Source organism: Arthrobacter sp. NPDC057388, assembly GCF_042668165.1.
In the GTDB taxonomy this organism is placed as follows: Bacteria; Actinomycetota; Actinomycetes; order Actinomycetales; family Micrococcaceae; genus Arthrobacter.
Window position 1 is genome coordinate 86,890 of record NZ_JBHVBL010000008.1, and the last position, 23,705, is coordinate 110,594.

The window sequence follows — 23,705 nt, forward strand, 5'->3', positions numbered from 1 at the left end:
TGTGGCCCCTGGGAAGCGCTTCCCAGGGGCCTCAAGTGTTCGCTCGCGCTGTACGGGTCAGATGCCGTGCTGCGGGTAAGTGTCCCGGCTTAGATCCGGTCCGCGCCGCCGGGTCCGGGCCGGTTGGCGACGACGGGGGACATTCCGGTAAAGCCTTCGCGCGCCTCGGCAATCTCGTGGATCCGCTTGCGGCAGGCGAACCAGCCGGCCACCATGAGGGCGATGGCGACGAGCGTGACCACCAGGGTCAGGGGCGAGTCGATGAAGACCATGACCAGCACGCCCACCAGGAACAGCAGGGACAGGTAGCCGGTGTAGGGTGCGCCGAACATCCGGAAGGAAGGGCGCTTGAGCCAGCCCTTGTCAGCCCAGCGCTTGAGCTGGAGCTGGCACAGGACGATGGTGGCCCAGGTGACGATGATGCCCACGGAGGCGATGTTCAGGACGATCTCGAAGGCCTGCGACGGCACCAGGTAGTTCAGCGGGACGCCCAGCAGGGAGACGCCGGCGGTGATGGCGATGCCACCGTAGGGGACGCCGGCCTTGTTCATGCGCTGGGCGAACTTCGGGGCGGATCCCGCTACGGACATGGACCGCAGGATCCGGCCGGTGGAGTAGAGGCCGGCGTTGAGCGAGGAAAGGGCCGCGGTGAGGACCACCAGGTTCATGATGACGTCCACGCCCTGGATGCCGATGGAGCCGAAGAACGTCACGAAGGGGCTGACACCCTTTTCATAGGACGTGAAGGGCAGGAGCAGGGCCAGCAGGATGACGGAGCCGACGTAGAACACAGCGATCCGGAAGACCACGGAGTTGATGGCCTTGGGCATGATCTTTTCCGGGTTTTCGGTTTCGCCGGCGGCGGTGCCGACGAGTTCGATGGAGGCGTAGGCGAACAGGACGCCCTGCATGAGGATGATCATGGGCAGCAGGCCGTTGGGGAAGATGCCGCCGTTGTCGGTGATGAGGCTGAAACCGACTTCCTGGCCGGACACGGGGGTTCCGAAGATCACGAAGTAGGTGCCGACGATCAGGAAGGCGACCAGCGCGGCCACCTTGATCAGCGCGAACCAGAATTCAAGCTCGCCGAAGACCTTCACCGAGACAAGGTTCAGGGCGAGCACGACGACGAGGGCAGTCAGTGCCCAGATCCACTGCGGCACGTCGGCCATCCAGGGGACGTAGTTGCCGAAGAAGTTCATGTAGAGCGCGGCGGCGGTGATGTCCACGATGGTGGTGGTTGCCCAGTTGATCCAGTAGAACCAGCCCGAGACAAAGGCTGCCTTCTCACCGAAGAATTCACGGGCGTAGGAGACGAACGAGCCCGACGACGGCCGGTGCAGCACCAGTTCACCGAGGGCACGCAGGATCAGGAACGCGAAGAAACCGCAGACGGCGTACGCGATGACCAGGGACGGTCCGGCGGCGTTGAGCCGGCCGCCGGCGCCAAGGAACAGGCCGGTTCCGATCGCGCCGCCGATGGCGATCATCTGGATCTGCCGCGGTTTCAGGCTCTTGTGGTAGCCCTTGTCCTCGGCGTGGAGAAGGTTTTCGGTGGCATGCGCCTGGGCCGGGACGGTGTGGTCCGTGATGGGTTGGTTACTCATTGGGAGTCCTTTGATTTCCTGTTGGGGGAGGAATCTTGCGGGGTGGTCGCTGGCTGGGTTTGCCGAGACCGGGTTTCGGCAAACCCAGCCAGCGGTTGCCGTTACTTGCTGAGGTTCGCCAGGCGTTCGGGGCTGAGGAGCTCCTGCAGCTGGGTTTCGGTGAGCAGGCCGTGTTCCAGGACCAGCTCGGCAACGCCGCGGCCGGTGGCCAGGGCCTCCCGCGCGATCGCGGTTGCAGTGGCGTAGCCCAGGTGCGGGTTGAGGGCCGTGACCAGGCCGATGGACTGCTCCACGGTCAGGCGCAGCCGTTCGGTGTTGGCGGTGATGCCGCGGACGCAGCGTGCCGTCAGCGTGCGGCAGGCTGCCTCGAGGTGCGAGATGCTTTTGTGCAGGCTGTGCACGATGATCGGTTCGAAGGCGTTGAGCTGGAGCTGACCGGCCTCGGCGGCCATGGTGATGGTGACGTCGTTGCCGATGACCTCGTAGGCCACCTGGCTGACCACTTCCGGGATCACTGGGTTGATCTTGCCGGGCATGATGGAGGATCCGGACTGGACGGCGGGCAGGTTGATCTCGCCAAGGCCGGCGCGCGGACCGGAGGACAGCAGGCGGAGGTCGTTGCAGATCTTGGACAGCTTGACGGCCACGCGCTTGAGCACGCCGGAGAGGTGGACGAACGCCCCCACGTCCTGGGTGGCCTCGATGAGGTCGACGGCGGTGACCAGCGGCAGCCCGGTAATCTCGGCCAGGTGCCGACAGGCGGCCTCCGCGTAGCCGGCAGGGGCGTTCAGCCCGGTGCCGATCGCGGTGGCACCGAGGTTGATCTCGTGGATGAGCAGGTCGGCTTCGGCCAGGCGCTGCCGGTCCTCGCCGATGGTCACCGCATAGGTGCCAAATTCCTGGCCCAGGGTCATGGGGACCGCGTCCTGGAGCTGCGTGCGGCCCATTTTCACGACCGTCCGGAATTCGAGGGCCTTGGCGGCAAACGCTTCCTCGAGTTCGGCCAGGGCCGCGAGCAGCTCGCGGGCGGCGAAGATGGTGCCGAGCTTCACCGCGGTCGGGTAAACGTCGTTGGTGGACTGGCTGAGGTTGACGTGGTCGTTGGGGTGCAGCCGTGCGTAGTCGCCCTTGGCGTGGCCCAGGATTTCCAGCGCCCGGTTGGCAATGACCTCGTTGGCGTTCATGTTCGACGACGTTCCGGCGCCGCCCTGGATCACGTCGACGACGAACTGCTCGCTAAGCTCGCCGTTCATCACATCGGTGCAGGCCTGCCCGATGGCCGCGGCGCGTTCGGCGTCCAGCAGCCCGAGTTCCAGGTTGGTGCGGGCTGCCGCGAGCTTCACGGCGGCGAGGCCGCGGACCAGGTGCATGTTGGTGGAAAGCGGCTGGCCCGTAATGGGAAAGTTTTCCACGGCGCGGAGCGTATGGACTCCCCAGTAGGCCGCGGCGGGAATGTCGCGGTCACCGAGCAGGTCGTGCTCGGAGCGCAGGCCGGACAGGGGTTGGGCGTCCGGCAGGGTTTGGGTTTCGGTCATGTGAGTCCTTAAAGAACGGCGTCGGTCGGGGACAGGGAAGAAAAATCTGCGGCCTGCAGCAGGCCCACCGGGCGGCCTCCGCCCAGAACCGCAGCGGTGGCGATGCCCGCAAGGGCCGAGGTGTCGACGCCGAGCGCCTCCAGCGCACGGACGGTGACGGGCATCCGGGCACGGTCACCGCCGTCGGAAATTTTGACGGCGACGGCGCGGCCGTCCGGCAGCCCCACGAGCTGGATGCCTTCGAAGCCGTCCTTGGCCAGGGCGCCCGGCAGGAGGCGCATGAGCTCGGTGACGTCGCGGCCGACGCCGGCCACCATGTCCGGGTGGCGGCGCATGGAATGCGCGACGGCGGCTTCCGGCTTTTGCGGGGCGGCAGCGCCGCCGTCGGACATGCCGTCCGACAGTTCCGCGGCCGCGAGACGGCCAAAGGCGCGGGCCATGCCGGCCAGGGAGAGGGCGAACAGCGGGGTGCCGCAGCCGTCGGTGCTGACGCCGGCCGGTTCCTCGCCGGTCAGCTCGGTGACGGTTTCCGCCACCAGCTTCTGCAGCGGATGGGAGGGGTCGAGGTAGCCCTCGACCGGCCAGCCGTTGATGACGCAGGTGGCAGCCATGGCGGCGTGCTTTCCGGAGCAGTTCTGGGCCAGCTGGGTGGGCTTGCCGCCGCCGCGCAGCCACTCCTCGCGCTCGCGGACGCCGTAGGGAAGATCGGTGCTGTTTTCGAGGGCGGCGGGGGTGAGCCCGTGAAGTTCCAGGATGCGGCTGGCCCCGTCGAGGTGCCGGGCTGCGCCGGAGTGGCTGGCGGCGGTGAGGGCGAGCAGGTCGGCGGGCAGGTCCAGTCCGGCCCGGACCATGGCCACGGACTGCAGCGGCTTCAGGGAGGACCGGGGGTAGAACGCGGCCCCGGGTTCGCCGGCGGAGAGCAGGGTGCGGCCGCCGGGGGCGGTGGCGACCAGAGAGCCGTAGTGGACACTTTCGACCATGCCGTTCCGGGTCTGGAAGGCGAGGGGCTCGTGCTGCGGAAGACGGGCAGCGGAGGCGGCGGCTGCAGGCGCGGCCGGCTCGGGGCTTGCGGGCATGGCGGGGGAGGGCATGGAGTCCTTGGGTGGTGGGTTTGCTGCTGGCGTTTACTGGTTGAGGATCGAATCGAGCGCTTCACCGACGGCGCGCAGGTGCCCGGCCATGGCGGCGCTGGCGTCTGCCGCGGACCCGGCTTCGATGGCTTCGAGGATGGCGCGGTGCTCGACGTCGGAGGCGTGCTGGCGGTCGGCCACCATGTTGAGGGTTTCGGACTGGTGCGCGAGGGCGTCGCGGATGTCCGCCACCACGCTCTCGAACACCTTGTTGCCGCTGGCGCGGGCGATGGCTGCGTGGAACGCGGAATCGAGGGCGACCCATGCTTCCGGATCTGTCTCCGCGGCCATCGCGGCCATCATGCTGCGGAGGATGTCCAGGTCCTCCGCGGTGCGGCGCTCGGCGGCGAGGCCTGCCGCGGGAACCTCGATGTGCGGTCGGGCTTCGGTGAGGTCCCGGGCGGAGAACTGGCCCAGGACAAGGTCGTTGGCAACGTGGTCGGCGACGACGAAGGTGCCGCGGCCCGTCTTGGTCACCGTCAGCCCGAGGGCCGTGCAGGAGCGCAGCGCCTCGCGGATCACGGAGCGGCTCACCCCATATTGCGAGGCCAGGGCGGCTTCCGAACTGAGCTTGGCCCCCACGGACAGAGCCCCGCCTTGGATGTCAGCGCGGATCGCGTTGAAGACTGCTTCGGCTGCACTGAGGCGTACCAGCGGAGAGGGCGTTGCTCCACGCTCTTGGGCGCGCTGTCCGGCTGTCCGGCTGTCTGACAGGTTCACGATTAAGAATATGGCACGGGTCACAGGCGGGTGTCAACTGCAAGGAATCGCTCCTCTTGTGATCGCGCGGACTGGCCGGGTGCGTATCGGTACGTTCGTTCCGAGAGCGGCTTTCGAAGAGACCCGGCGCGGCGTAGGCTGGAAGGCAGGCAGGCAAACCGGCACGATCGTTCCTAGTTTCGAGGAGGTACGGTGACCAGTCCCTTCACCGCCCAGCTCGCCGTTGCCGTCCGCGGCCGTCGCGCCGACCTGCGCCTCAGCCAGCAGGACCTTGCCGACATGGCGGGAGTCTCGGAACGGTTTGTCCGGTTCGTGGAGCAGGGCAAGCCGAGCCTCCGCCTGGACACCCTGCTGGCCCTGCTGGACACCCTCGGGCTTGAGCTGCAGCTCGCCACGCGGACCAGCGCGGCTGCCCGCGCACTTGCAACACAGCCGCTGGTGACCAGGCCGCCGTCGGCCTTTCCGCCGTCGCCCTCCCCACAGGAAGCAGCCCCGCCGGAGGGTGACGAACCCGGCGAACGGGAGGCCCGGCCGTGAGGCACCGAGTCGCGGACATCTACAAGCGCGGTGTCCTGGCCGCCCGGCTGGAACGGCACGACGGCGGCACCAGGTTCAGCTATCTGCCCGCCTACCTGCAGGGCGGGCGTCCTGCAGTGGCGAGTTCGCTGCCCCTGTCGGCGGAACCCGTGCTGTCAGCGGCGGGTGCCGCGCCGCCGTACTTCACCGGGCTGCTGCCGGAGGGGCGCCGGCTGAACGCCCTGCGACGGTCCATCAAGACCAGCGCCGACGACGACCTCTCGCTGCTCATCGCCGCCGGCGGCAACCCGGTGGGTGACGTGCAGATCGTGGGCCACGGGGAGCCGCTGGATCCGGAGGAGCATGCCGTCGAGGTGGACCCGCGCCGGCCTGTCGATTTCGATGAGCTGCTGGGGGACTCGGGCCTGATCGATCCGGTGGCGCTGGCGGGCGTGCAGGACAAGCTGTCTGCCGGGATGATTTCGATGCCCGTGGCCAGCGCGGGGCGGCGGTTCATTCTCAAGCTCAACGCGCCCGAGTTCCCGCACGTGGTGGAAAACGAGTTCATCATGTTCCGCTACGCGGCGAAGCTGAGGATTCCGCTGAGCCGGGTGCAGCTGCTGCGCGATGTCGCCGGCCGACCGGGCCTGCTGGTGGAACGGTTTGACCGCATTCCGCTGGAAAGCGTGCCGGGTAGTGACCAGGACAGTGCCGGTGGGGCCGACGCCGTGCAGCGCCTCGCCGTCGAGGACGGCGCCCAGGTGCTGAAGCTGTACCCTGCGGACAAGTACAACGTGGGATTCGGCACGGTGTGCCACGCGCTCGCCGAATACTGCGCGGCGCCGCTGCCGGCGCTGCGGAACCTCGCCATCCAGGCAGCCTTTGCACTCCTGAGCGGCAACGGCGACCTGCACGCGAAGAACGTGTCCATGGTGCAGCAGCCGCACGGCGAATGGTCCATCGCACCCGTCTACGACATCCCCTCCACAGTGGTTTACGGGGACAGGACGCTCGCCCTCACCCTCGGCGGCAAACGCAGCGGCATCTCCCGAAAGCACTTCCTGGCCTGGGCGGCGGACCTGGGGCTGCCCGAGCGCACTGCCGTGCAGGCAGTGGGCCTGGCCCTGAAGGCGGCCGGCCCGCTGCTTGCGGACCTGGAGGCCGGAACGGCCTTTGCCTCGACCGCTCACATGCCCGCCGGTTCCGTTTCACCGGGCTCGCAAGTAACGGCCGACGGCGGCGCCTCGCCGTTTCCGGACATGGTCACCCGGGCATGGGTCAAGGAGCTCAAACACCGGCGGCGGCTGCTGGAGGGGTAGGGCCGGAAAGCCCCGGGCCGCCGTCGTACCACCTGAGCACCCGCAGCGCGCGAAGCGTATTCCAGCGGCTGGGCCGGCCGTCGCCCTCCTCCATGGCGAAATGGACGCGGCCGGGGTGGGTGTTCTCGAGCAGCCAGGTGCCGTCGGGCTGCCGTTTGGAACGCACGAGGTCGACGGCCTCCGCAAGGCGGGCATCCGGACAGCCGGCATTCCGGAGACAGGCCTCCCGGAAGTAGTCGAGGCCGCGCAGCGCATCATAGAACCATCGGGTCGGGTAGGAAAAGCGGAGCCAGTCGGGATCCACCAGCTCCCCGGTGCTCTTGCGCCGGAGCAGGGTGCGTTCCAGCAGATACTCCTCGCCGCGCCTGCGGGCAGCAACCGACTCCGGGGTTCCGCCGGTGGCCCGCTCATGCTCCAGCAGCCCCTCCAGCACGTTGATGGTGGTCGCGAAAGACGAGCGCACGGACCCCCGCTCCGCCTCGCAGTTCCAGCCGCCGTCCGCCAGCTGCTCACCGAGGAGCCGCCGGACGATGCCGTCGACGTTTTCACCAAAGTAGGCACCGAGTGCAAGGGCCTTGCCGTTGATGCAGGGCTCCACCTCTCCCTCGAAGAACCGCTGGCCGCCCTCCTCCCAGCGGCTGTTCCTGCGGACTTTCGCGACCGCCCGGCGTGCCTCTTCGCTGTCCGGATCGAGCCCGAGATCGCGGAGCAGAACAAGGGTGTACGTTGTTGCAGTCCAGGGCTGGCCTGTTTCGGAGCCGTCATACGGGACAGGGAAGAAGGTCCCGCCGTCCCACTGTCCGTCGTCGCCCTGCAGGGCGAGAAGCCGGGCGCCCCAACCCTCCGCCGCAACGCGGGCCCGTTCGGCGCGCACTTCTTCGGCCGGGGCGTCTGTCAGGTCGCGCAGGACCTGCCACCGGACCGAGGGGTCGGAATCGAGGAGCCAGTCGAGCACGCGGTGCCCAGTCAAAACCCGGCGCTACAGGTGCTGGATTCCGGCGCGCTGCATGGCGTCCTTGTAGACCTCCACGCTCTTGGTCAGGAGTTCCTCCTGCTTGGCCTCGGATACAGCAAAGGCCCGCCCGCCGAGCGCGCTGGCCTTATAGATTTTGATGCCGTTGTTCTTGAGGGAGGAATGGTACGTTTTTTCGAAGAGCGTCAGGAAGGTGGCGGCGTCGGTCCCATGGGCGATGATGGCCGAGACGCGCTTGTTGATCTTCATGAACTGCCGGAAGGGCCGGAGGCCGTCGGTCTTTTCCTGGACGCTGAGAGCGGAGGGCATGTCCGGATCGCGCACCCAGGGGTAGGCATTCCACGGCATGACGTAGCGCGGATCCAGTTCGGCGAGCTCGTAGATCTGGGTGGCGCGCCGGGCAGCCTCGTCGTCGTTGAAATGGGACACGAAGCCGGACTCCGTTCCCTTGCCCGGGCTCACCTGGAGGCTGACAATCCGGCATTCATCCTCGTCATGGACGGGGTCGATGTAAGGAACGATCGATCCCGGCTTCTTCTCCATGAGTTCATCGCACAGTTGCGTCACTGCCGCGATGTTCGGTTCCTGTAGCAGGGCTTTCTTTTCGTCCCAGTCAATCGTCACGATTACTCCCTTAGCTGCTCAGCTTCCAAGAATCAGGCGTCTTAGGCCACTCTACGCTTGTGCCGGATCGGGTGCGCGGGCAATTCCCTGGAGGGGTAAAGCGGGCTGTCAGACGTCGCGGCTCCAGTGCACTTGGATCGCCTCAGCCACCGGGCCAGCGGCGACATCAACCCGCAGAGCGACGGGCGCGGTTCCTGTCTCTTCGATAACGGAGTCGTGGTAAACACGGCCGCAGGACGGGCAGAGGGTATAGAGATCCTCATCCTCGGGCCACGGCGCCAGGCCGGCGGGGACAGGAGTGTCCCGGCCCAGGTGCACGGGCATGCCGTCGGAGTTGGCCTGGATCAGTCCCTCATTGCCGACCGTGTTGCCGCATACGCAGGTGATGGTGGTGACATCGTGACCGATGACATCCGCGAATTCAGTGTCCATGATGACCACTCCGGCTGTAGGGAACATCCGCTCTCCTTGTAGCTTATGCCTGCGGACGCATCAGAGCCTCTTCCCAGTGCTGGCCAGAAGGTGCATTCTGGACATGACACGGTTCCGACAACGAAGTCGGGGAGGCGTTGGCGATGAACGTTAAGATCCGGTCCCTACGGGTGGTCGGACCGCGCAGCCTTGGGCAGCGGCCGGCCGCCAAGGGAACGTGAGGGCCATGGACCACACATCCACCCATCACCGCCTCAAGATCGTGGTCCACATCGACTCCAACATGGAGCGTGCCTGCATCGAGGTCCGGGGTACCCTGACGCCGGCAAACATCCGTGCGCTCTACGTCATTGCCAGGCGTGCGAGGACCCTGCTGCCGGGTAAGGAAATCGTCCTCGACCTGACCATGGCCCGCGCGGCGATGGAGACCATCGAGGCGCTCCACGATCCGGTTCATATCACCGAACTCAGCGGTGAGGGCACGTCCGGCAAGCCCTGCCGGCTGAGCATCCTGGATCCCAGGCCGGGCGCCCGCGGGCTTGACCACAAGCATCCCGATCACAAGCACGGCGACCACGTCCAGGACGGCCATACGCACGCCGGCATAAAGGCCGACACTAAGCACCCCCAGCGAACCAGCCGAAAGGCCCGAGACAAGGAACCAGCATGAAACCCGGCCGCATGGTGATGCTCGTCCTGGGCACACTCGCCGCACTCCTGGGCCTTGGCCTGCTCGCCGGCGCCGCAGGCGTGGGCTGGCTCAACTTCCAGCAGCGCGACGAAGGCTACTTCACCACGCAACCGCACCGCTTCGACGCCGCATCCCCGGCCATCACCTCGGCAGGGCTGGACGTCATGGTCAGCGGCAGGCTGCCGGACGTCATTCCCTCGGACACGGCCGGCAGCATCCTGCTCCGTGGATCGGCAGCCACTCCGGGCAAGGGGATCTTCATTGGCGTCGCACCGCAGCAGGACGCGGCGCGCTACCTCGAGGGCGTCAAGCGCTCTGAAATCCGGGAACTGAACCTGCGGCCCTTCAGGGTGGACTATAACGAGGTGCCCGGGACGCGGACGCCCGCCCGGCCCGGCGCGCAGGACTTCTGGGTTGCTTCCGCCGAAGGTACCGGCACCCAGGAACTCAAATGGAACATCCTGCCCGGCAGCTGGACCGTGGTGGTCATGAACGCCGACGCCAGCGGCCCGGTGTCCGTGGACCTGCAGGCCGGAGTCCGCTCCGACCTGCTCTGGCCGCTGTTCCTGTGGCTGCTGATTGCCGGCATCGTGTTGCTGGTGATCGGTGTCCCCCTGATCGTTGCCGGCGCCATGGGTCTGGGGCGGCACGGGCCGCCGCCGCATGTTCCGCCCGGACAGCAGCCTGCCGGCCACTACCCCGGAACTCCGACGGCGGCACCTCCCGCCGCTGCCGGCGTCACCGGTCCGGTTGCCAGCTCCGCCGTGCCGGGCGAAGGCGCAGGCGCTCCGCCCGGGGCCGCGGGCGCCGCGGGGCCGCCGCCAGGGATGCAACCGGCCCCGTACCCGGCGCCGGGTTACCCGGCCCCCGGTTATCCGGCGCCCGGCCCTGCCGCCGCCGGTGGCGGGGCGGGCGCACCGCCGCCGTCCGCCGTCGTCGACCGCCTTGAGAACCCGAGGTACCCGGCCCGCCTGACCGGCCACGTGGACCCGGCCCTGTCCCGGTGGATGTGGCTGGTCAAGTGGTTCCTGGCCATCCCGCACCTGATCGTGTTGTTCTTCCTGTGGTTCGCCCTGGTTGTCACCACGATCGTGGCGTGGTTCGCGATCCTGTTCACCGCCCGCTACCCGCACTCACTCTTCAACTTCAACGTGGGCGTGCTGCGCTGGAGCTGGCGGGTCTCCTTCTACGCATTCACGGCCATCGGCACCGACCGCTACCCGCCCTTCACCCTCGCCCGCACCGACTATCCCGCCGACTTTGAGGTGGACTATCCGGAGCGCCTCTCGCGCGGACTCGTGGTGGTGAAGTCCTGGCTGCTCGCCATTCCGCACCTGCTGATCGTGGGCGTGCTTGCGGGAAGCTCACGCACCTGGGTGGCGTCGTCGGATGATGATCTGGGCGGCAGCGGGGGTTACTACACGGCAGGCAGCGCCGACTCGCTGCTGGCGCTCCTGGCCTTCATCGCCGGCGTCATCCTGCTGTTCACCGGCAGGTACCTCCGCAGCCTGTTCGACCTGCTGATCGGCCTCAACCGCTGGGTTTACCGTGTGGCGGCCTATGTGGCACTGATGCGGGACGAATATCCGCCCTTCCGGCTGGACATGGGACCCGTCGACCCGGGCGGACCCCCTGTCGTCAGCCCACAAGCCCCTCCGCCGCGAGGACCGTCATGAAGCTCACCGTCCACACCTTTGTGAGCCTCGACGGCGTTATGCAGGGCCCGGGCGGCAGGGATGAGGACACCAGCGGCGGCTTCGAATTCGGCGGCTGGCTCGTGCCGCTCTTCGACGAGGACCTGGGCAGGATCGTGAACGGGTGGTTCGCCGCAGCGGACGCCATCCTGTTGGGCCGCACCACCTACCAGATGTTCCAGCCCTACTGGGAGCAGGTCACTGACCCGGGTGACGCGGTGGCGAAGGCGCTCAACAGCCTGCCCAAGTACGTGGTGTCCTCATCGCTGACCGAGGCGACCTGGAACAACACCACCATCCTCCCCGCGAACTTTCTCGAGGCCGTTGATGACCTCAAGTCAGGCCCGGGCCGTGAGCTTCAGGTGCATGGCAGTTACCGGCTGGTCCGCGCCCTGCACGACGCAGGCCTGGTGGACGAGTACCGGCTGGTCATCTTCCCGGTGGTCCTCGGCCAGGGCAAACGTCTCTTTGAACCCGGCATCACGCCGTCGGCCTTTACCCTGGCCGGGAGCAAGGCGACGTCCTCCGGGGCCGTCCACCTGTCCCTGCTGCCCGCGGCCTTCGGCGCCGCTGACCTGGAGGTGGGGGAGTTCGAGGTGGTGGAGGGCCGCGAGCAGGTCAAGGAATAGGGCAAGTCAGCCCATTCCCCGCAGGCGCTCCATCTCCCGGCGGTCCTTCTTGGTGGGCCGGCCCGTCCCCCGGTCCCGCTGCGGCAGCCCGAGTGCCGGAGCCACCGGCCGCGGCGGTGTGTGGTCCGTGAAGCAGTGGGAGGCTGCCTCCGCGCCCACACGCTTGGCGATGAGCCTGCGTACCTCGAGGATGCGCTCATAGCCCGGCTGGCGGACGCGGACGGTGTCGCCCGGCACGAGCGACTGCGAGGCCTTCGCCGGGTTCCCGTTGATGCGGACGTGCCCGGCGCGGCAGGCGGCGGTGGCGGCGGACCTGGTCTTGTAGGCGCGGATGGCCCACAGCCAGGCGTCCAGCCGGACGGTGCTGGGGGCTGAGGGAAGGCTGCTCATGGTTGCAGCCGAGTATAGCCGGGCCCGGCGGGACGCTAGTCGCCCGGGACAGCCCGGCTGACCGGGGTCGGGCCGTTATTGAGCACCACGGTGAAGGCCTCCACGCGGCGGTCCGTGACCGTGGTGGGGGACTCCAGATGGACCGCGCCCGACGGCAGAATTCCGGCGCCGCCGAATTTTTCCATCACCCGCCACTGGGCTACCACGTCTTCGCCGCAGTGCTCGGGTGGCAGGTCGGTCCAGAACCGGAAGCCGCCGGTGTCCTCCAGGGCCTGCCGCCGGAACATGGTGCACCCGCCCAGCCACGCCACCTTGTACGGGATCCACTGTCCCGATTTGAGCCCCAGCTCCGCGCTCAGGTGAGTCAGGTTCGCAGCGCTGTGGAGGGGCCACCGCTCAAAGCCCTCCTCGTTGGGGCGGATGCGCTCCGGAGTCACGGATCCCTGCCACGGTGAGAAGGCAACTGTCTGCTCCGGACGCCGGTCGTTCAGATAGGACAGACCCTGCGGGGCCATGCCCACAAAGCCGCAGCCCAGGGTGTCGAGGGCCTCGCACATCCTGGCCAGTGCGCCCGGCTCCAGCCAGACATCGTCGTCGAGGAACAGAACCTTGTCCGCCCTGGCCTGTTCCAGTGTGAACTGGCGGTGTTCGGCGAGGCCGCGGCGGGGGAGGTGGCGGTGCAGCTCCACGGCGGTGCCTTGCGCTCCTAGGACGCGGAGGAGGCTGGCGGCCGGCGGGTGTTCCCAGGCCGGCGGCCCGTCAGACTGGTCGCTGACCACCAGCCGGAAGGCGGGGGCCTGCTGTGCCGCGAGACCGGCGAGGGTGACGGCTAGTTCGGCAGGCCGGTTGCAGGTGGGGATGAGGACGTCCAGTGCGGCGTCACCAGCGGGTTGGCCGGAGGCCCAGCTGGCAGATGTGTGGCGATCCATGATCACCGCCTTTCCGAGACGATAAGTCCGTTGGGAACGGCGCCCAGTTGCTGTGTTGAGCCCGTTCAGTCGGATGAGCCGGTACGGTGCACTGGTCCAGATACCCAGGGCTTCCGGGGGCTAAACGCGCCGCGGGCGTGTCGGTGAGTAATGGGGGCCTGGGCGGCCAAAAGCTAGGCGACCAGGACCGCGGCGGCGGAGGCCATGTGTTCGTGGATGGTCTTGCGGGCCAGGGAGGCGTCGCCGGTCTCGATGGCGGCGACGATGTCGTTGTGCCGGTCCACGCTCATGTTCCGCACGCCCTTTTCGGGCCCGGCGAACATGATGGACATCCGGATGGACCCTTCCAGGGATTCCCACGAGTGGAGCAGCGTCTCGTTGCCGGTCAGGCGGCACATGGTGCGGTGGAAGTCGAGGTCGGACTCGACCCGCTCCTCCATGCTTCCGTGGGTGGAGGCCTCCATGGCCTGGATGGCTGTCCGGAGCGAGCCGATGACCTTCTGGCGGTCCGGCAGTTCGCACAACGTGCGGGCGGCCAGGGATTCCAGGGCTGCCCGGACGGAGTAGATGTCGCGGATTTCCTTGGCATCCAGATGACGGACCGAAAGCCGGCCGCGGGCGCCGGCAGCTACGAGGCCTTCCTGCTGGAGTTGCCTCAGGGCCTCCCGGAGTGTTCCGCGGCTGATCTGCAGCATCTCGGACAGCTCCGTTTCCACCAGGTGCCGGCCCGGTTCGAGTGCGCCGCTGGTGATGGCGGTGCGCAACGCGGCAAGCGCCTGCTCGCGGAGGCTTTTCTTTTCCAGTCCCAGAAGGGCTGTTGTGGCCATCGGATTCTCCCCAAGGTCAGAGGTCAACTGTCTACAGTTGCCGTGTTAACAATGATGCCACGGCAGGAGCGGCGGCCGGGTATCCGCCCTGCGCTCCTGCCGTGGCTTCGCTTCAGCCCGGGCGGTCAGCCGAGTTCGGCGAGCACCTTCGCCACGATGCGCTGGACGGACAGGCCGTAGCGTTCGTGCAGCGTCGGCAGGGCCCCGGCATCGAGGAACTCGTCGGGCAGGGCCACGGGGACTATGCGCTTGCCGAGGCCGGCGGTGACGACGGCGGAGGCCACGGTTTCGAACAGTCCGCCCACCACGCTGTGGTTTTCGAGGGTGACGGCGAGCCGGTCGGTGTTGATCTCGGCCAGGACGGTTTCGGCGTCGAACGGCTTGATCGTGGGGGTGTGGACGACGGCGACGTCCACGTTGTGTGCCTCCAGCGCCTTGGCTGCCTGCAGGGCACGCATGGTCATGAGTCCGCTGGAGACGAACACGACGTCGTTGCCGCCGCGCAGGACTTTGGCCTTGCCGAGTTCGAACGTGTAGTCATACTCGTCCAGGACGGTGGGCACGTTGCCGCGGAGCAGGCGCAGGTAGGTGGGGCCTTCGCTGGCGGCCAGCTGCGGGACGGCCTGTTCGATGTCGATCGAGTCGCAGGGGTCCACGATGGTCAGGTTGGGCATGCCGCGGAAGATCGCCATGTCCTCGGTGGCCTGGTGGCTGGGGCCGTAGCCGGTGGTTAGGCCGGGCAGGCCGCCGACGATGTTGACGTTCAGGTTGGGCTCGGCCGCGTCCAGGCAGAGGAAGTCGTAGGCGCGGCGGGCGGCGAACACCGAGTAGGTGGACGCGAACGGCACCAGCCCGGTTTCGGCGAGGCCGGCGGCCGCACCGAAGAGGAGCTGCTCGGCCATGCCCATCTGGAAGAACCGCTCCGGAAAGGCCTTGGCGAAGATGTGCATGTCGGTGTACTTGCCCAGGTCCGCGGTGAGGCCGACGATCCTGTCGTTTTCCTGCGCGGCCTTGACCAGGGCATGCCCGAACGGGGCGGACGTGGTTTTCTGGCCCGGATCGGCGAAGGACGCGATCATCGCCGAGGTCTTGAGCTTCGGCTTGGCGGCTGTTGCCGTGTCGGGAGCCTCAGTGGTGGTGCTCATCGGGCGGCCTTTCCTTCGTGTCCTGCGGTCAGCTGTTCGCGGCAGGTCTGCCATTCGTGTTCTTCGATGCGCATGAAGTGCGCCTTTTCGCGTTCCTCCAGCAGCGGCACGCCGCGGCCCACCTTGGTGTCGCAGAGGATCACGGACGGCCGTCCGGTGGTGGCGGCCTGGGCTGCGGCGTTGTCGAAGACGGCCAGCAGCGCGGCGACGTCGTTACCGTCCACCCGTTGGGTGTACCAGCCGGCGGCTTCCCACTTCTCGGTGACCGGCTCGGTGCGGAGCACGGTGTCGGTCTTGCCGTCGGCCTGCAGGGCGTTGATGTCCACCATGGCGGTCAGGTTGCCGAGCTGGTGGTGGTGGGCGCCCATCGCCGCTTCCCAGGTGGAGCCTTCGTCCAGTTCCCCGTCGGAGAGGAAGTTGTAGATCCGGGAGTCGGAGCCCTGGTAGCGCAGGCCCAGGGCCATGCCGACGGCGATGGTCAGCCCGTGGCCCAGGGAGCCGCCGGAGATTTCCATGCCGGGCGTGTAGGTGGACATGCCGGACATGGGGAGGCGGGAGTCGTCCGAGCCGTAGGTTTCGAGCTCCTCGACCGGGACGATGCCGGCCTCGGCCAGGGCCGCATAGTGGCCGATCGCGTAGTGCCCGGTGGAGAGCAGGAACCGGTCACGGGACTCCCAGTGCGGGTCCTCGGCCCGGAAGCGGAGCTGGTCTGCGTACACGACGGCGAGCATGTCCGCCGCGCCGAGGGCCTGGCCTACGTAGCCCTGGCCCTGCACCTCGCCCATGTTCAGGGCGTGGTGCCGGATCCGGTAGGCGGCGGCACTGACACGCTCGAGGCGTTCGGTGGCGGTTTCCTGGGTCATTCTGTCCTTCTCAGCGAGTTCGTGGGTGCGAAGTTCCTGCGGGCTGATGTCATTGACGGCGGTCATTAGGCGCTCACCGACTGGGGGGTGCTTTTGGTGATCTCATCAGCCAGCTCGCGCTCGCGCTTGCCCCAGGTTTCCCGGGTGGCGACGGCTGCCCAGAGGCCAATGAGGGCGAAAAGGCCGAACAGCAGGGCCGGCCCCATCCAGCCGAAGCTGACGAACAGCAGGGTGGTGATGAACGGGGTGAAGCCCGAAACCATGGCGGAGATCTGGTAGGCCAGCGAAGCACCGGAGGCGCGGGTCTTGGCCTGGAACAGTTCGGGGAACCAGGCGCCCTGGGCGCCGGCGAGGGAGTTCTGGCAGACCGCGTAGGAGATCACGATCGTGGCAATGATGAAGACGAACAGGCCGGTGTTGACCAGCAGGAACATCGGGATGGCAAACAGGGCGGCGAAGGCGCAGGACCAGATGTATACGGGGCGGCGGCCGATCTTGTCGGTCAGGCGGCCCCAGGACTGGGTGGCGATGATGCCAATGGCGGACGCGATGCACAGGGCCACGAGGGTCTGGGACTTGTCGGCCAGGTGCTGGCTGTTGATGTAGGAAATCATGTACGTGATGGACACGGCGTAACCGGCGGTCTCGGCAACGCGCAGGCCGATGCCCTTGACGATATTGCGCCAGTCGGTCTTGATGACCTCCACGATCGGGGACTTGACGATGTCGCCGTGGTCCTTGACCTCATCGAAAACAGGCGACTCGGGCACCTTGGACCGGATAATCAGGCCCACAACCACCAGCACGATGCTGGCCAGGAACGGGATGCGCCAGGCCAGTTCGCCGCCGAGGTTGACGCTGACCAGGAACACCAGGTTGGCCAGCAGCAGGCCCACCGGGAAGCCGGCCTGGACGATGCCGGTGTACTTGCCCTTGGCCTTCCACGGTGCGTGCTCGTAGCTCATCAGGATGGCTCCGCCCCATTCGGCGCCGAAAGCCAGGCCCTGGACGATGCGGACGAACACCAGCAGCGCGGGGGCGAGCAGGCCCACCTGGCTGTAGGTGGGCAGCAGGCCGATGAAGAAGGTGGCGATGCCCATCAGGATCAGCGAGGTGACCAGGACGGGCTTGCGGCCCACCTTGTCGCCGAGGTGGCCGCCGATGATCCCGCCCAGCGGACGTGCGGCGAAGCCGACGCCGAGGGTGGCGAAGGCCGCCAGCGTTCCGGTCACGGGGTCGCCGGTGGGGAAGAACGCGGTCCCGAAGTAGAGTGCGGCCGCGGTGCCGAAGCCGATGAAGTCGTAAGTCTCGATCACTGCGCCAACGCCAGAGCCGATGGCGACCCGCTTGGCGTCCTTGGTGCCGTGGACCGGCCCCCGCATGGTCAGAGCTTCGTTGCTCATGGTGGTTCCCTTTCGAAAAGCGGCTGAAGCAGGTCCAGCGCTGTCGACTGTTAACAAGATGTGTCCAGTGTGACCCACCTCATGCCGACTGTCAACAGTCACCGTCAGGAGTTGACTGTTAACAGTCGGCCCGTTTACTGTGGTGTCCATCACTACAGCCTGCCGGGCACGACCAGAGGATCAACAACGATGTTCCATTCCCGACTCGGGTGCTCATCCATCAGCTTCCGCCATCAGGATCTGCCGACCGCCCTGCGAACCATCGAGGGGCTGGGTTTCGGGGAGATCGACCTCGGCGCCCTCCCGGGCGTCTGCGACCACGTTCCCTACGAGCTCACCGCAGATGCTGTTTTAGCAGTAGCCGGCGACGTGGCGGCATCCGGGCTGCGGGTGCGTTCCGTCAACGGGGACATCGGGGACCTGAATGCAGTGCTCGACGCCGGCCAGCAGGCCGCACGGGACAGCCACCTCGACGCCCTGCTTATCCTCACCGCGAAAACCGGAGCCAAGGCGCTGGTCCTGCCCTGCGGTGCACTGGGCCACGAGCCGGTCCGCAGCCTCGAGGAGGACCTGGACACCGTCGCCGCGCAGCTCATCCGGGCAGCGGAGCGGGCCGCTGCATTCGGCGTCGAACTCTGGACCGAATCGCTGCATTTCCTGCGGTTGTCCTGGAACCTGGAACGCGCCGAACTGCTGGCACAGCGGCTGGCGGGCTCCGGCGTCGGAATTGTCATGGACTTCAGCCACATCGTCGCCGCCGGCGAGGACCCGCTGGAGTACCTGGCGCGCCACGAGGGCCGGATAGCCCACGTGCACCTGCGCGATGCCGTGCCCGGGAACATCAACCTCAGCATCGGCAAAGGCCGGGCCGATTTCGCCGCCGGACTGCGGGCCCTCGCCGCCCAGGGCTATGAAGGCCACTTCAGCCTGGAACTCGAAACCCGGGACGTCACCCACGACGAACGCCCGGCGGCCGCCGCCAAAGCGGCCAGCTTCATCACCGACCTCATCTGATCCACCCACAGAAACCACCAAGGAGCATCATGTCCGCCATCCAGCGCACCGCCGTCCTCACCGGAGCCACCTCCGAGCGGGGCATCGGCCTCACCACCGCCCGCCGCTACGCCAGCCAGGGCTGGGCCGTGGTGATCCTGGACCTCGACGGCGAGAAGTCCGCCAAGGTCGCCAACGAAATCGGCAACGAATTCAACGTCCCCGCCTTCGGCTACGAGATCGACGTCGCCAACGAGGACTCCGTCAACGCCGCCTACAACGCGGTGGCCGCCGAGGTCGCGGCCGGCAGCCTCCCGCAGGTCGGCGCCCTGGCCAACATCGCGGGCATCACCTCGCCCATCCCGTTCCTGGAAACCACCCTGGAGCTGTGGCACAAGGTCATGGACGTCAACGCCACCGGCACCTACCTCGTCACCAAGGCTTTCCTGCCGGACATGATCGACAATGGCTGGGGCCGGATCGTCAACATGTCCTCCGTTTCCGCCCAGCGCGGCGGCGGCGTCTTCGGCAAGGTTCCCTACTCCGCCGCCAAGGCCGCGATCCTCGGCTTCACCAAGGCCCTGGCCCGCGAACTGGGTGACTCGGGCGTCACCATCAACGCCATCACCCCGGGCGCCGTGGACACCAACATCCGCGTCGGCAGCACCGAGGAGCAGGAAGCCGCCATCAACGCGGGCATCCCGCTGGGCCGCAACGCCACCACCGAGGAAGTGGCCGCTGTCATCACCTTCCTGTCGTCCGAGGAATCCGCCTACCTGACCGGCACCACCATCGACATCAACGGCGGAAGCCACATGCACTAGGCACGGCCAGTCCTTCTCCCGACCGCCCAGCAGCATGCCAACCCCGCCGCCCCGCCGCACAGAGAGCCAGCCATGACCAGAATCTTCAACAATCCAGCGGACTTCGCCGAGGAAGCCCTCGCCGGTTTCTGCGATCTTCACTCCGGACTGGTCCGCCAGGTTCCCGGCGGCGCCGTGCGCCGCCACCGCCCCGCGGCGCCCAAGGTGGCGGTCCTTGCAGGCGGCGGGTCGGGCCACTACCCGGCCTTCGCCGGGCTCATCGGTCCCGGCTTTGCCGACGGCGCGGTGGTGGGAAACATCTTCACCTCACCCTCCGCGCAGCAGGCCTATGCCGTGGCCAAGGCCGCGGACAGCGGCGCCGGCGTGGTGTTCACCTACGGCAACTACGCAGGCGACGTGATGAACTTCGGCATGGCCAGCGAGCGGCTGGCCGCCGAAGGCATCGCCGTCGAGAACGTTCTGGTGACGGACGACGTCGCCAGCGCGCTGCCGTCGGAGGAGGCCAAGCGCCGCGGAATCGCCGGCGACTTCACGGTTTTCAAGGTCATGGGAGCAGCGGCCGAAGCCGGGGCAGACCTGGCCGCGGTGGTCCGCCTGGGCCGAAAAGCCAACAGCCTCACCCGCACCATCGGCGGCGCCTTCGCCGGCTGCACCTTCCCGGGCGCCGACGCCCCGCTGTTCTCCCTCGCCGAGGGGCAGATGGGGCTGGGTCTGGGCATCCACGGCGAACCGGGCCTCTTCGATACGGACCTGCCGCCTGCTGCCGACCTGGGCCGCGAACTGGTCACACGCGTGCTGGCCGAAACCCCGGACGGGGCGGGGAAGCGCATCGCCGTGATCCTCAACGGCCTGGGCTCCACCAAGCACGAGGAGCTGTTCGTGCTGTGGGGGACTGTCGCCCCGCTGCTCCGGGAGGCCGGCTACACGCTGGTGCTGCCCGAGGTGGGGGAGCTCGTCACCAGCCTGGACATGGCCGGGGTGTCCCTGACGGTCACGTGGCTGGACGATGAGCTGGAACCGCTGTGGGCAGCGCCGGCGGAAACGCCTGCATACCGCCGCGGAACCGCTGCAGCCCAGTCCGGCAGCCTGTCTGCCGCTGAAGCGGATGACGACGGCAGCACCGCTGTTGCGTTCGAGGCCACGGCTTCCTCCCGCGGGTACGCAGCCACGTGCGTTGCCGCGTTGGAAGCGGCACGGGATCTCCTGCATGCGGAAGAGCCGCGGCTGGGCGACATGGACGCGATTGCCGGTGACGGTGACCACGGCCGGGGCATGGTCAGGGGCGTCGACGCAGCTGTGGCCGCCGCCGCTGACGCTTTCGGCCAGGGCGCCGGTGCGGGTGACGTTCTGGCCACCGCCGGTGATGCCTGGGCGGCGCGGGCTGGAGGTACCTCAGGGGTCCTCTGGGGTGCCGGTCTGCGGGCCTTCGGCGAGGCCCTCGGCAACAGCCAGGTTCCCGGGGCCGCCGAACTTTCGGCCGCCGTGACCGCTTTCTCAGGCCGCATCACCGGCCTGGGCAAGGCCGAGGTGGGGGACAAGACCATGGTGGACGCGCTCCTGCCGTTCGCCGAGACCCTGGCGCGCCGGACCGGGGAAGGTGCCGGGGCCGAGGCAGCCTGGCAGGAGGCCGCCGCTGCGGCGGCATCCGCCGCCGCAGCCACCGCCACGCTGCGCCCGCTCAAGGGCCGTGCCCGGCCGCTGGCGGAGAAGAGCCTGGGCACCCCCGATCCGGGTGCCACGTCCCTGGCCATGATCTTCACCGTCCTGGGCGAACACCTGGCCCGCGAAGCAGCTTCTTCCGTTGCAGCGGAGGCCGCAGTATGAGCGCCCGGGCAGCAGCGGGACCCGCATTGCGGATCATCGTGGGTGCCGATGAAGCCGGCGTCGACTACAAAGACCGCGTTCTCGAGGATCTCCGTGCCGATCCGCGGATTGCCGAGGTGATCGACATCGGGGTCAACCGCAGCGACGCGCCGGACGACTTCAGCAAGCCGTACCCGCACGTCGGCATCACCGCCGGCGGGATGATCCGGGACGGGCAGGCAGACCGGGCCATCCTGTTCTGCGGAACGGGAATCGGCGTGGCCATCGCCGCCAACAAGGTGGAGGGTGTGCGGGCGGCCACCGCCCACGACTCCTTCTCGGTGGAGCGGTCAGTGCTTTCCAACAACTGCCAGGTACTTACCATGGGACAGCGGGTGGTCGGCCTGGAACTGGCGCGCAGGCTCGTGCGGGAATGGGTGGGGTACACCTTCGACCCCGAATCGGCATCGGCCGGAAAGCTGAACGTGCTCAGCGACTACGAAGGGTGCTGAGCAGGCCTGAAATGCCGGCTTACTCGACGATGACCCGCACCCGCTGCACCGTGTTGTTGCCCATGCCCTGGTAATTCCAGTGCTGCTCCAGCGGCTGCACGGCGCCGGTGGCGTCTGTTGCCCGGCAGGCGAGCTCGTGGTGGCCGGGGTCTGCCACCCAGGGCAGGCTCCAGCCGCGCCAGGCGAAGGCGCCCGCTGGCTTGTCCAGCTGCGCCGGGGCCCACTTGCCGTCGATGCCGACCTCAACCTTCGTCACGGCGCCTTCACCGGACCATGCCCGGCCCTGCAGCATGACGGGGCCGCGCGGCAGGTACCGGCGGCGGGTATAGAAGTCGGGAACGCCCGGCGGAACCATCAGGGACCGCACCCTGATCCGCGAAACCGGTGTGCCGGCGTCGTCCGCGTTGTGCTGGTAGCGGTAGGCGACCGACTGCTGGAACCCGGTGAACGGCGTGGTGACCACCTGGACTGACTGCAGCCACTTGACGCTGGCCATGCCGTACCAGCCGGGGACCACCAGCCGCAGCGGATAGCCGTGCTGGGGCGGCAGCTCATTGCCGTTCATCTTGTAGGCGAGCACGACGTCGGCCCTCAAGGCTTCCGAGATCGGCAGGCTCCGTGCGTACTGCTGCCGGACGCCGCCCTGGATTCCGGCGTCGAGTCCGGTGAACACCACTTCGACCGCCTCTGGCTCAACGCCCGCCTGGCCCAGCAGGTACGCGAGCGGCACACCGGTCCACACGGCCGTCCCCACGCCCTCCAGCGTCCACGGCTGGCTGAGTGGCCGGGGCCTGAGCAGTGAGCGTCCGTTGCCGGCGCACTCCATGGTCACCTGGACGCTGATGGCCGGGTCCCGCTTCAGCGCGGCGAGGCTCAGTTCCATTGCCCGCTCCACGGCCCCGCCGATCCGCAGGTGCCACGCACCGCTGACGTGCGGAATGTCGAAGTGCGTGAGCACGTAATGCAGCCCGGGCGGAGTCAGGTCCTCGCGCAGGGCCTCGAGCGGCATCGAGTGGTTCCGGACGGCGAGCTGCAGCTCTTCCCTGGTGAGCGGGCCGTGCGTGGGTTCACCGGAGTGGAGTGGTGTTACACCGGATTGGAGTGCGGGGCGGGCGGACGGCCGCCGCCGGTAGATCAGCTTGGACATGGCCTTGCGATTCTGCTCGGTGCTGCGGTTTCAATGGGCTGGGGCGTGCTCCTCACCACAGGTTTACGCCGCACCCGGATGGCCGTCAACAGCCCTGTCCTTCCCTACAGCCCCGCCCCGTCAACAGCCCTGTCCTTCCCTATAGCTGCGGCAGCTTCACCAGTTCCTCGACCGTCATAGGGTCCTGCCCCGTGAGGCCGTGCACGTCTGGCGTCACTCCGGCCAGTTCGCCGGCGGCAATCGCTGTGTAGGTGCTGACCCAGGCCTCGACCTGCCAGTGGGGTGCGCCGTAGGACGCCCGGGAAGCGAAGGCCTCCTCCACCGTTTCGTGGTGGTAGCTGACGGTCCTTCCCGTGGACCGCGTGAGCACCTCGGCGGCGCGGGCCAGCGAGATGTCCTCCGGCCCGGTCAGGTCGTAGGTTGCCCCGGCGTGGACGGCCGGGTCACGCAGCACGGCCACCGCGGACCGGGCAATGTCCTCCCGGGCAACCGCAGCCATCACTCCATCGCCGGCTGGTCCCCGGATGATGCCGTCTTCACCGGCCAGCATGGGCAGGAAATCCAGGTAAAAGTTGTCCCGCAGGAAGGTGAATCCCATGCCGGAGGCCCTGATCCGCTCCTCCGTGGCGTAGTGGTCGCGGCCCAGGGTGAAGGTGCAGTCCGGTGCCGCCCCGAAGAAGGATGTGTACACGACGTGCTGGACGCCTGCCTCCGCGGCGGCATCCACGAAGGCGTAATGCTGCTGCAGCCGGTCCGCTGCCTCCGCAGCCGACACCATGAACAGCACCTTGACCCCCTCCAGCGCCCGGCGCGAAAGCGCGGGGTCCCCGTAGCTGACGGCCACGGCGGGGGCGTCCAACAGGACCGGCGCCCGGCGGGGATCGCGTACCAGCAGGCGCTGGGAGAACCCGGCGTCGGCCAGCTGCCGGGCCACCATCCCGCCCAGCACTCCGGTGGATCCGGTGACGGCAAGGTCTGGAAGAGCTGCCATGGACGGTT

General features: G+C 68.0%; 24 protein-coding genes. 9 read left to right on the forward strand and 15 right to left on the reverse strand.

The window, feature by feature from the left end:
• Window positions 1-89: 89 nt before the first annotated feature.
• The 4 genes from ACFUTU_RS06070 to ACFUTU_RS06085 all read right to left on the reverse strand — a co-directional run bounded on the left by ACFUTU_RS06070 (window position 90) and on the right by ACFUTU_RS06085 (window position 4,992).
• Window positions 90-1,607 carry an amino acid permease gene (locus tag ACFUTU_RS06070; RefSeq protein ID WP_377961970.1) on the reverse strand — a complete coding sequence of 506 codons (1,518 nt, stop codon included), beginning with the start codon at window positions 1,605-1,607 and terminating at the stop codon, window positions 90-92.
• Between the two features lie 101 nt (window positions 1,608-1,708).
• The gene (locus ACFUTU_RS06075) at window positions 1,709-3,142 is read right to left on the reverse strand and encodes an aspartate ammonia-lyase (RefSeq protein WP_377961973.1); all 1,434 of its coding nucleotides are present in this window, start codon (window positions 3,140-3,142) and stop codon (window positions 1,709-1,711) included.
• A gap of 8 nt (window positions 3,143-3,150) precedes the next feature.
• Window positions 3,151-4,233 (reverse strand): asparaginase, encoded by a 1,083-nt coding sequence (locus tag ACFUTU_RS06080; protein ID WP_377961976.1) that lies wholly within the window; start codon window positions 4,231-4,233, stop codon window positions 3,151-3,153.
• A 33-nt stretch (window positions 4,234-4,266) separates the two neighbouring features.
• Window positions 4,267-4,992, reverse strand: coding sequence for a FadR/GntR family transcriptional regulator (locus ACFUTU_RS06085; protein ID WP_377961979.1), 726 nt, complete (start codon window positions 4,990-4,992; stop codon window positions 4,267-4,269).
• 192 nt (window positions 4,993-5,184) lie between these two features.
• On the opposite strand from ACFUTU_RS06085, the gene ACFUTU_RS06090 reads away from it, so the two are divergent.
• Both ACFUTU_RS06090 and ACFUTU_RS06095 read left to right on the forward strand, forming a co-directional pair.
• Window positions 5,185-5,529 (forward strand): type II toxin-antitoxin system Y4mF family antitoxin, encoded by a 345-nt coding sequence (locus ACFUTU_RS06090; protein WP_377961982.1) that lies wholly within the window; start codon window positions 5,185-5,187, stop codon window positions 5,527-5,529.
• On the forward strand, window positions 5,526-6,827 hold the full coding sequence (locus ACFUTU_RS06095; protein ID WP_377961985.1) for a type II toxin-antitoxin system HipA family toxin: 1,302 nt from the start codon (window positions 5,526-5,528) through the stop codon (window positions 6,825-6,827). The genes ACFUTU_RS06090 and ACFUTU_RS06095 overlap by 4 nt, the downstream gene beginning before the upstream one ends.
• Here ACFUTU_RS06095 and ACFUTU_RS06100 read toward each other — a convergent pair.
• The 3 genes from ACFUTU_RS06100 to ACFUTU_RS06110 all read right to left on the reverse strand — a co-directional run bounded on the left by ACFUTU_RS06100 (window position 6,796) and on the right by ACFUTU_RS06110 (window position 8,883).
• Window positions 6,796-7,797: a hypothetical protein gene (locus ACFUTU_RS06100; RefSeq protein ID WP_377961988.1), complete on the reverse strand. Its 1,002-nt coding sequence runs from the start codon at window positions 7,795-7,797 to the stop codon at window positions 6,796-6,798. The two genes, ACFUTU_RS06095 and ACFUTU_RS06100, sit on opposite strands and share 32 nt — an antisense overlap.
• A gap of 9 nt (window positions 7,798-7,806) precedes the next feature.
• Entirely contained in the window at window positions 7,807-8,424 is a 618-nt protein-coding gene (locus tag ACFUTU_RS06105) for a uracil-DNA glycosylase (protein ID WP_377961991.1), read from the reverse strand.
• A gap of 108 nt (window positions 8,425-8,532) precedes the next feature.
• Complete coding sequence (locus tag ACFUTU_RS06110; protein ID WP_377961993.1) at window positions 8,533-8,883, reverse strand: hypothetical protein; 351 nt, start codon at window positions 8,881-8,883, stop codon at window positions 8,533-8,535.
• Between the two features lie 199 nt (window positions 8,884-9,082).
• On the opposite strand from ACFUTU_RS06110, the gene ACFUTU_RS06115 reads away from it, so the two are divergent.
• From ACFUTU_RS06115 to ACFUTU_RS06125, 3 genes are read left to right on the forward strand one after another with little or no spacing between them, the layout of a single operon-like run.
• Window positions 9,083-9,526: a hypothetical protein gene (locus ACFUTU_RS06115; protein WP_377961996.1), complete on the forward strand. Its 444-nt coding sequence runs from the start codon at window positions 9,083-9,085 to the stop codon at window positions 9,524-9,526.
• Entirely contained in the window at window positions 9,523-11,223 is a 1,701-nt protein-coding gene (locus ACFUTU_RS06120; RefSeq protein WP_377961999.1) for a DUF4389 domain-containing protein, read from the forward strand. The genes ACFUTU_RS06115 and ACFUTU_RS06120 overlap by 4 nt, the downstream gene beginning before the upstream one ends.
• Entirely contained in the window at window positions 11,220-11,870 is a 651-nt protein-coding gene (locus ACFUTU_RS06125; RefSeq protein WP_377962002.1) for a dihydrofolate reductase family protein, read from the forward strand. Before ACFUTU_RS06120 ends, ACFUTU_RS06125 begins: the two co-directional genes overlap by 4 nt.
• 6 nt (window positions 11,871-11,876) lie before the next feature.
• Here ACFUTU_RS06125 and ACFUTU_RS06130 read toward each other — a convergent pair whose 3' ends face one another.
• The 6 genes from ACFUTU_RS06130 to ACFUTU_RS06155 form a co-directional block, all read right to left on the reverse strand.
• The gene (locus ACFUTU_RS06130; RefSeq protein WP_377962005.1) at window positions 11,877-12,260 is read right to left on the reverse strand and encodes an RNA-binding S4 domain-containing protein; all 384 of its coding nucleotides are present in this window, start codon (window positions 12,258-12,260) and stop codon (window positions 11,877-11,879) included.
• A 35-nt stretch (window positions 12,261-12,295) separates the two neighbouring features.
• On the reverse strand, window positions 12,296-13,189 hold the full coding sequence (locus tag ACFUTU_RS06135) for a glycosyltransferase family 2 protein (RefSeq protein WP_377962007.1): 894 nt from the start codon (window positions 13,187-13,189) through the stop codon (window positions 12,296-12,298).
• 173 nt (window positions 13,190-13,362) lie between these two features.
• Window positions 13,363-14,016 carry a GntR family transcriptional regulator gene (locus tag ACFUTU_RS06140; RefSeq protein ID WP_377962010.1) on the reverse strand — a complete coding sequence of 218 codons (654 nt, stop codon included), beginning with the start codon at window positions 14,014-14,016 and terminating at the stop codon, window positions 13,363-13,365.
• A gap of 125 nt (window positions 14,017-14,141) precedes the next feature.
• Window positions 14,142-15,161 (reverse strand): transketolase family protein, encoded by a 1,020-nt coding sequence (locus ACFUTU_RS06145; RefSeq protein ID WP_377962013.1) that lies wholly within the window; start codon window positions 15,159-15,161, stop codon window positions 14,142-14,144.
• The gene (locus ACFUTU_RS06150; RefSeq protein ID WP_377962093.1) at window positions 15,158-16,024 is read right to left on the reverse strand and encodes a transketolase; all 867 of its coding nucleotides are present in this window, start codon (window positions 16,022-16,024) and stop codon (window positions 15,158-15,160) included. The genes ACFUTU_RS06145 and ACFUTU_RS06150 overlap by 4 nt, the downstream gene beginning before the upstream one ends.
• A gap of 65 nt (window positions 16,025-16,089) precedes the next feature.
• The gene (locus ACFUTU_RS06155) at window positions 16,090-17,427 is read right to left on the reverse strand and encodes an MFS transporter (protein ID WP_377962016.1); all 1,338 of its coding nucleotides are present in this window, start codon (window positions 17,425-17,427) and stop codon (window positions 16,090-16,092) included.
• 189 nt (window positions 17,428-17,616) lie between these two features.
• Between ACFUTU_RS06155 and ACFUTU_RS06160 the strand changes: the two genes are divergently transcribed.
• From ACFUTU_RS06160 to ACFUTU_RS06175, 4 genes are all read left to right on the forward strand, one after another.
• A complete protein-coding gene (locus ACFUTU_RS06160) occupies window positions 17,617-18,441 on the forward strand; it encodes a sugar phosphate isomerase/epimerase family protein (RefSeq protein ID WP_377962019.1) in 825 nt (274 codons plus the stop codon).
• A gap of 29 nt (window positions 18,442-18,470) precedes the next feature.
• Entirely contained in the window at window positions 18,471-19,244 is a 774-nt protein-coding gene (locus ACFUTU_RS06165; RefSeq protein ID WP_377962022.1) for an SDR family NAD(P)-dependent oxidoreductase, read from the forward strand.
• Between the two features lie 72 nt (window positions 19,245-19,316).
• Window positions 19,317-21,068, forward strand: coding sequence for a dihydroxyacetone kinase family protein (locus ACFUTU_RS06170; protein ID WP_377962025.1), 1,752 nt, complete (start codon window positions 19,317-19,319; stop codon window positions 21,066-21,068).
• The gene (locus ACFUTU_RS06175) at window positions 21,065-21,559 is read left to right on the forward strand and encodes a ribose-5-phosphate isomerase (protein WP_377962027.1); all 495 of its coding nucleotides are present in this window, start codon (window positions 21,065-21,067) and stop codon (window positions 21,557-21,559) included. Before ACFUTU_RS06170 ends, ACFUTU_RS06175 begins: the two co-directional genes overlap by 4 nt.
• 19 nt (window positions 21,560-21,578) lie before the next feature.
• On the opposite strand, the gene ACFUTU_RS06180 is transcribed toward ACFUTU_RS06175, so the two are convergent.
• Both ACFUTU_RS06180 and ACFUTU_RS06185 read right to left on the reverse strand, forming a co-directional pair.
• Window positions 21,579-22,706, reverse strand: a complete 1,128-nt coding sequence (locus ACFUTU_RS06180) for a sulfite oxidase (RefSeq protein ID WP_377962030.1) — start codon at window positions 22,704-22,706, stop codon at window positions 21,579-21,581.
• Between the two features lie 139 nt (window positions 22,707-22,845).
• Window positions 22,846-23,697, reverse strand: a complete 852-nt coding sequence (locus ACFUTU_RS06185; RefSeq protein WP_377962033.1) for an SDR family oxidoreductase — start codon at window positions 23,695-23,697, stop codon at window positions 22,846-22,848.
• Window positions 23,698-23,705: the final 8 nt, after the last annotated feature.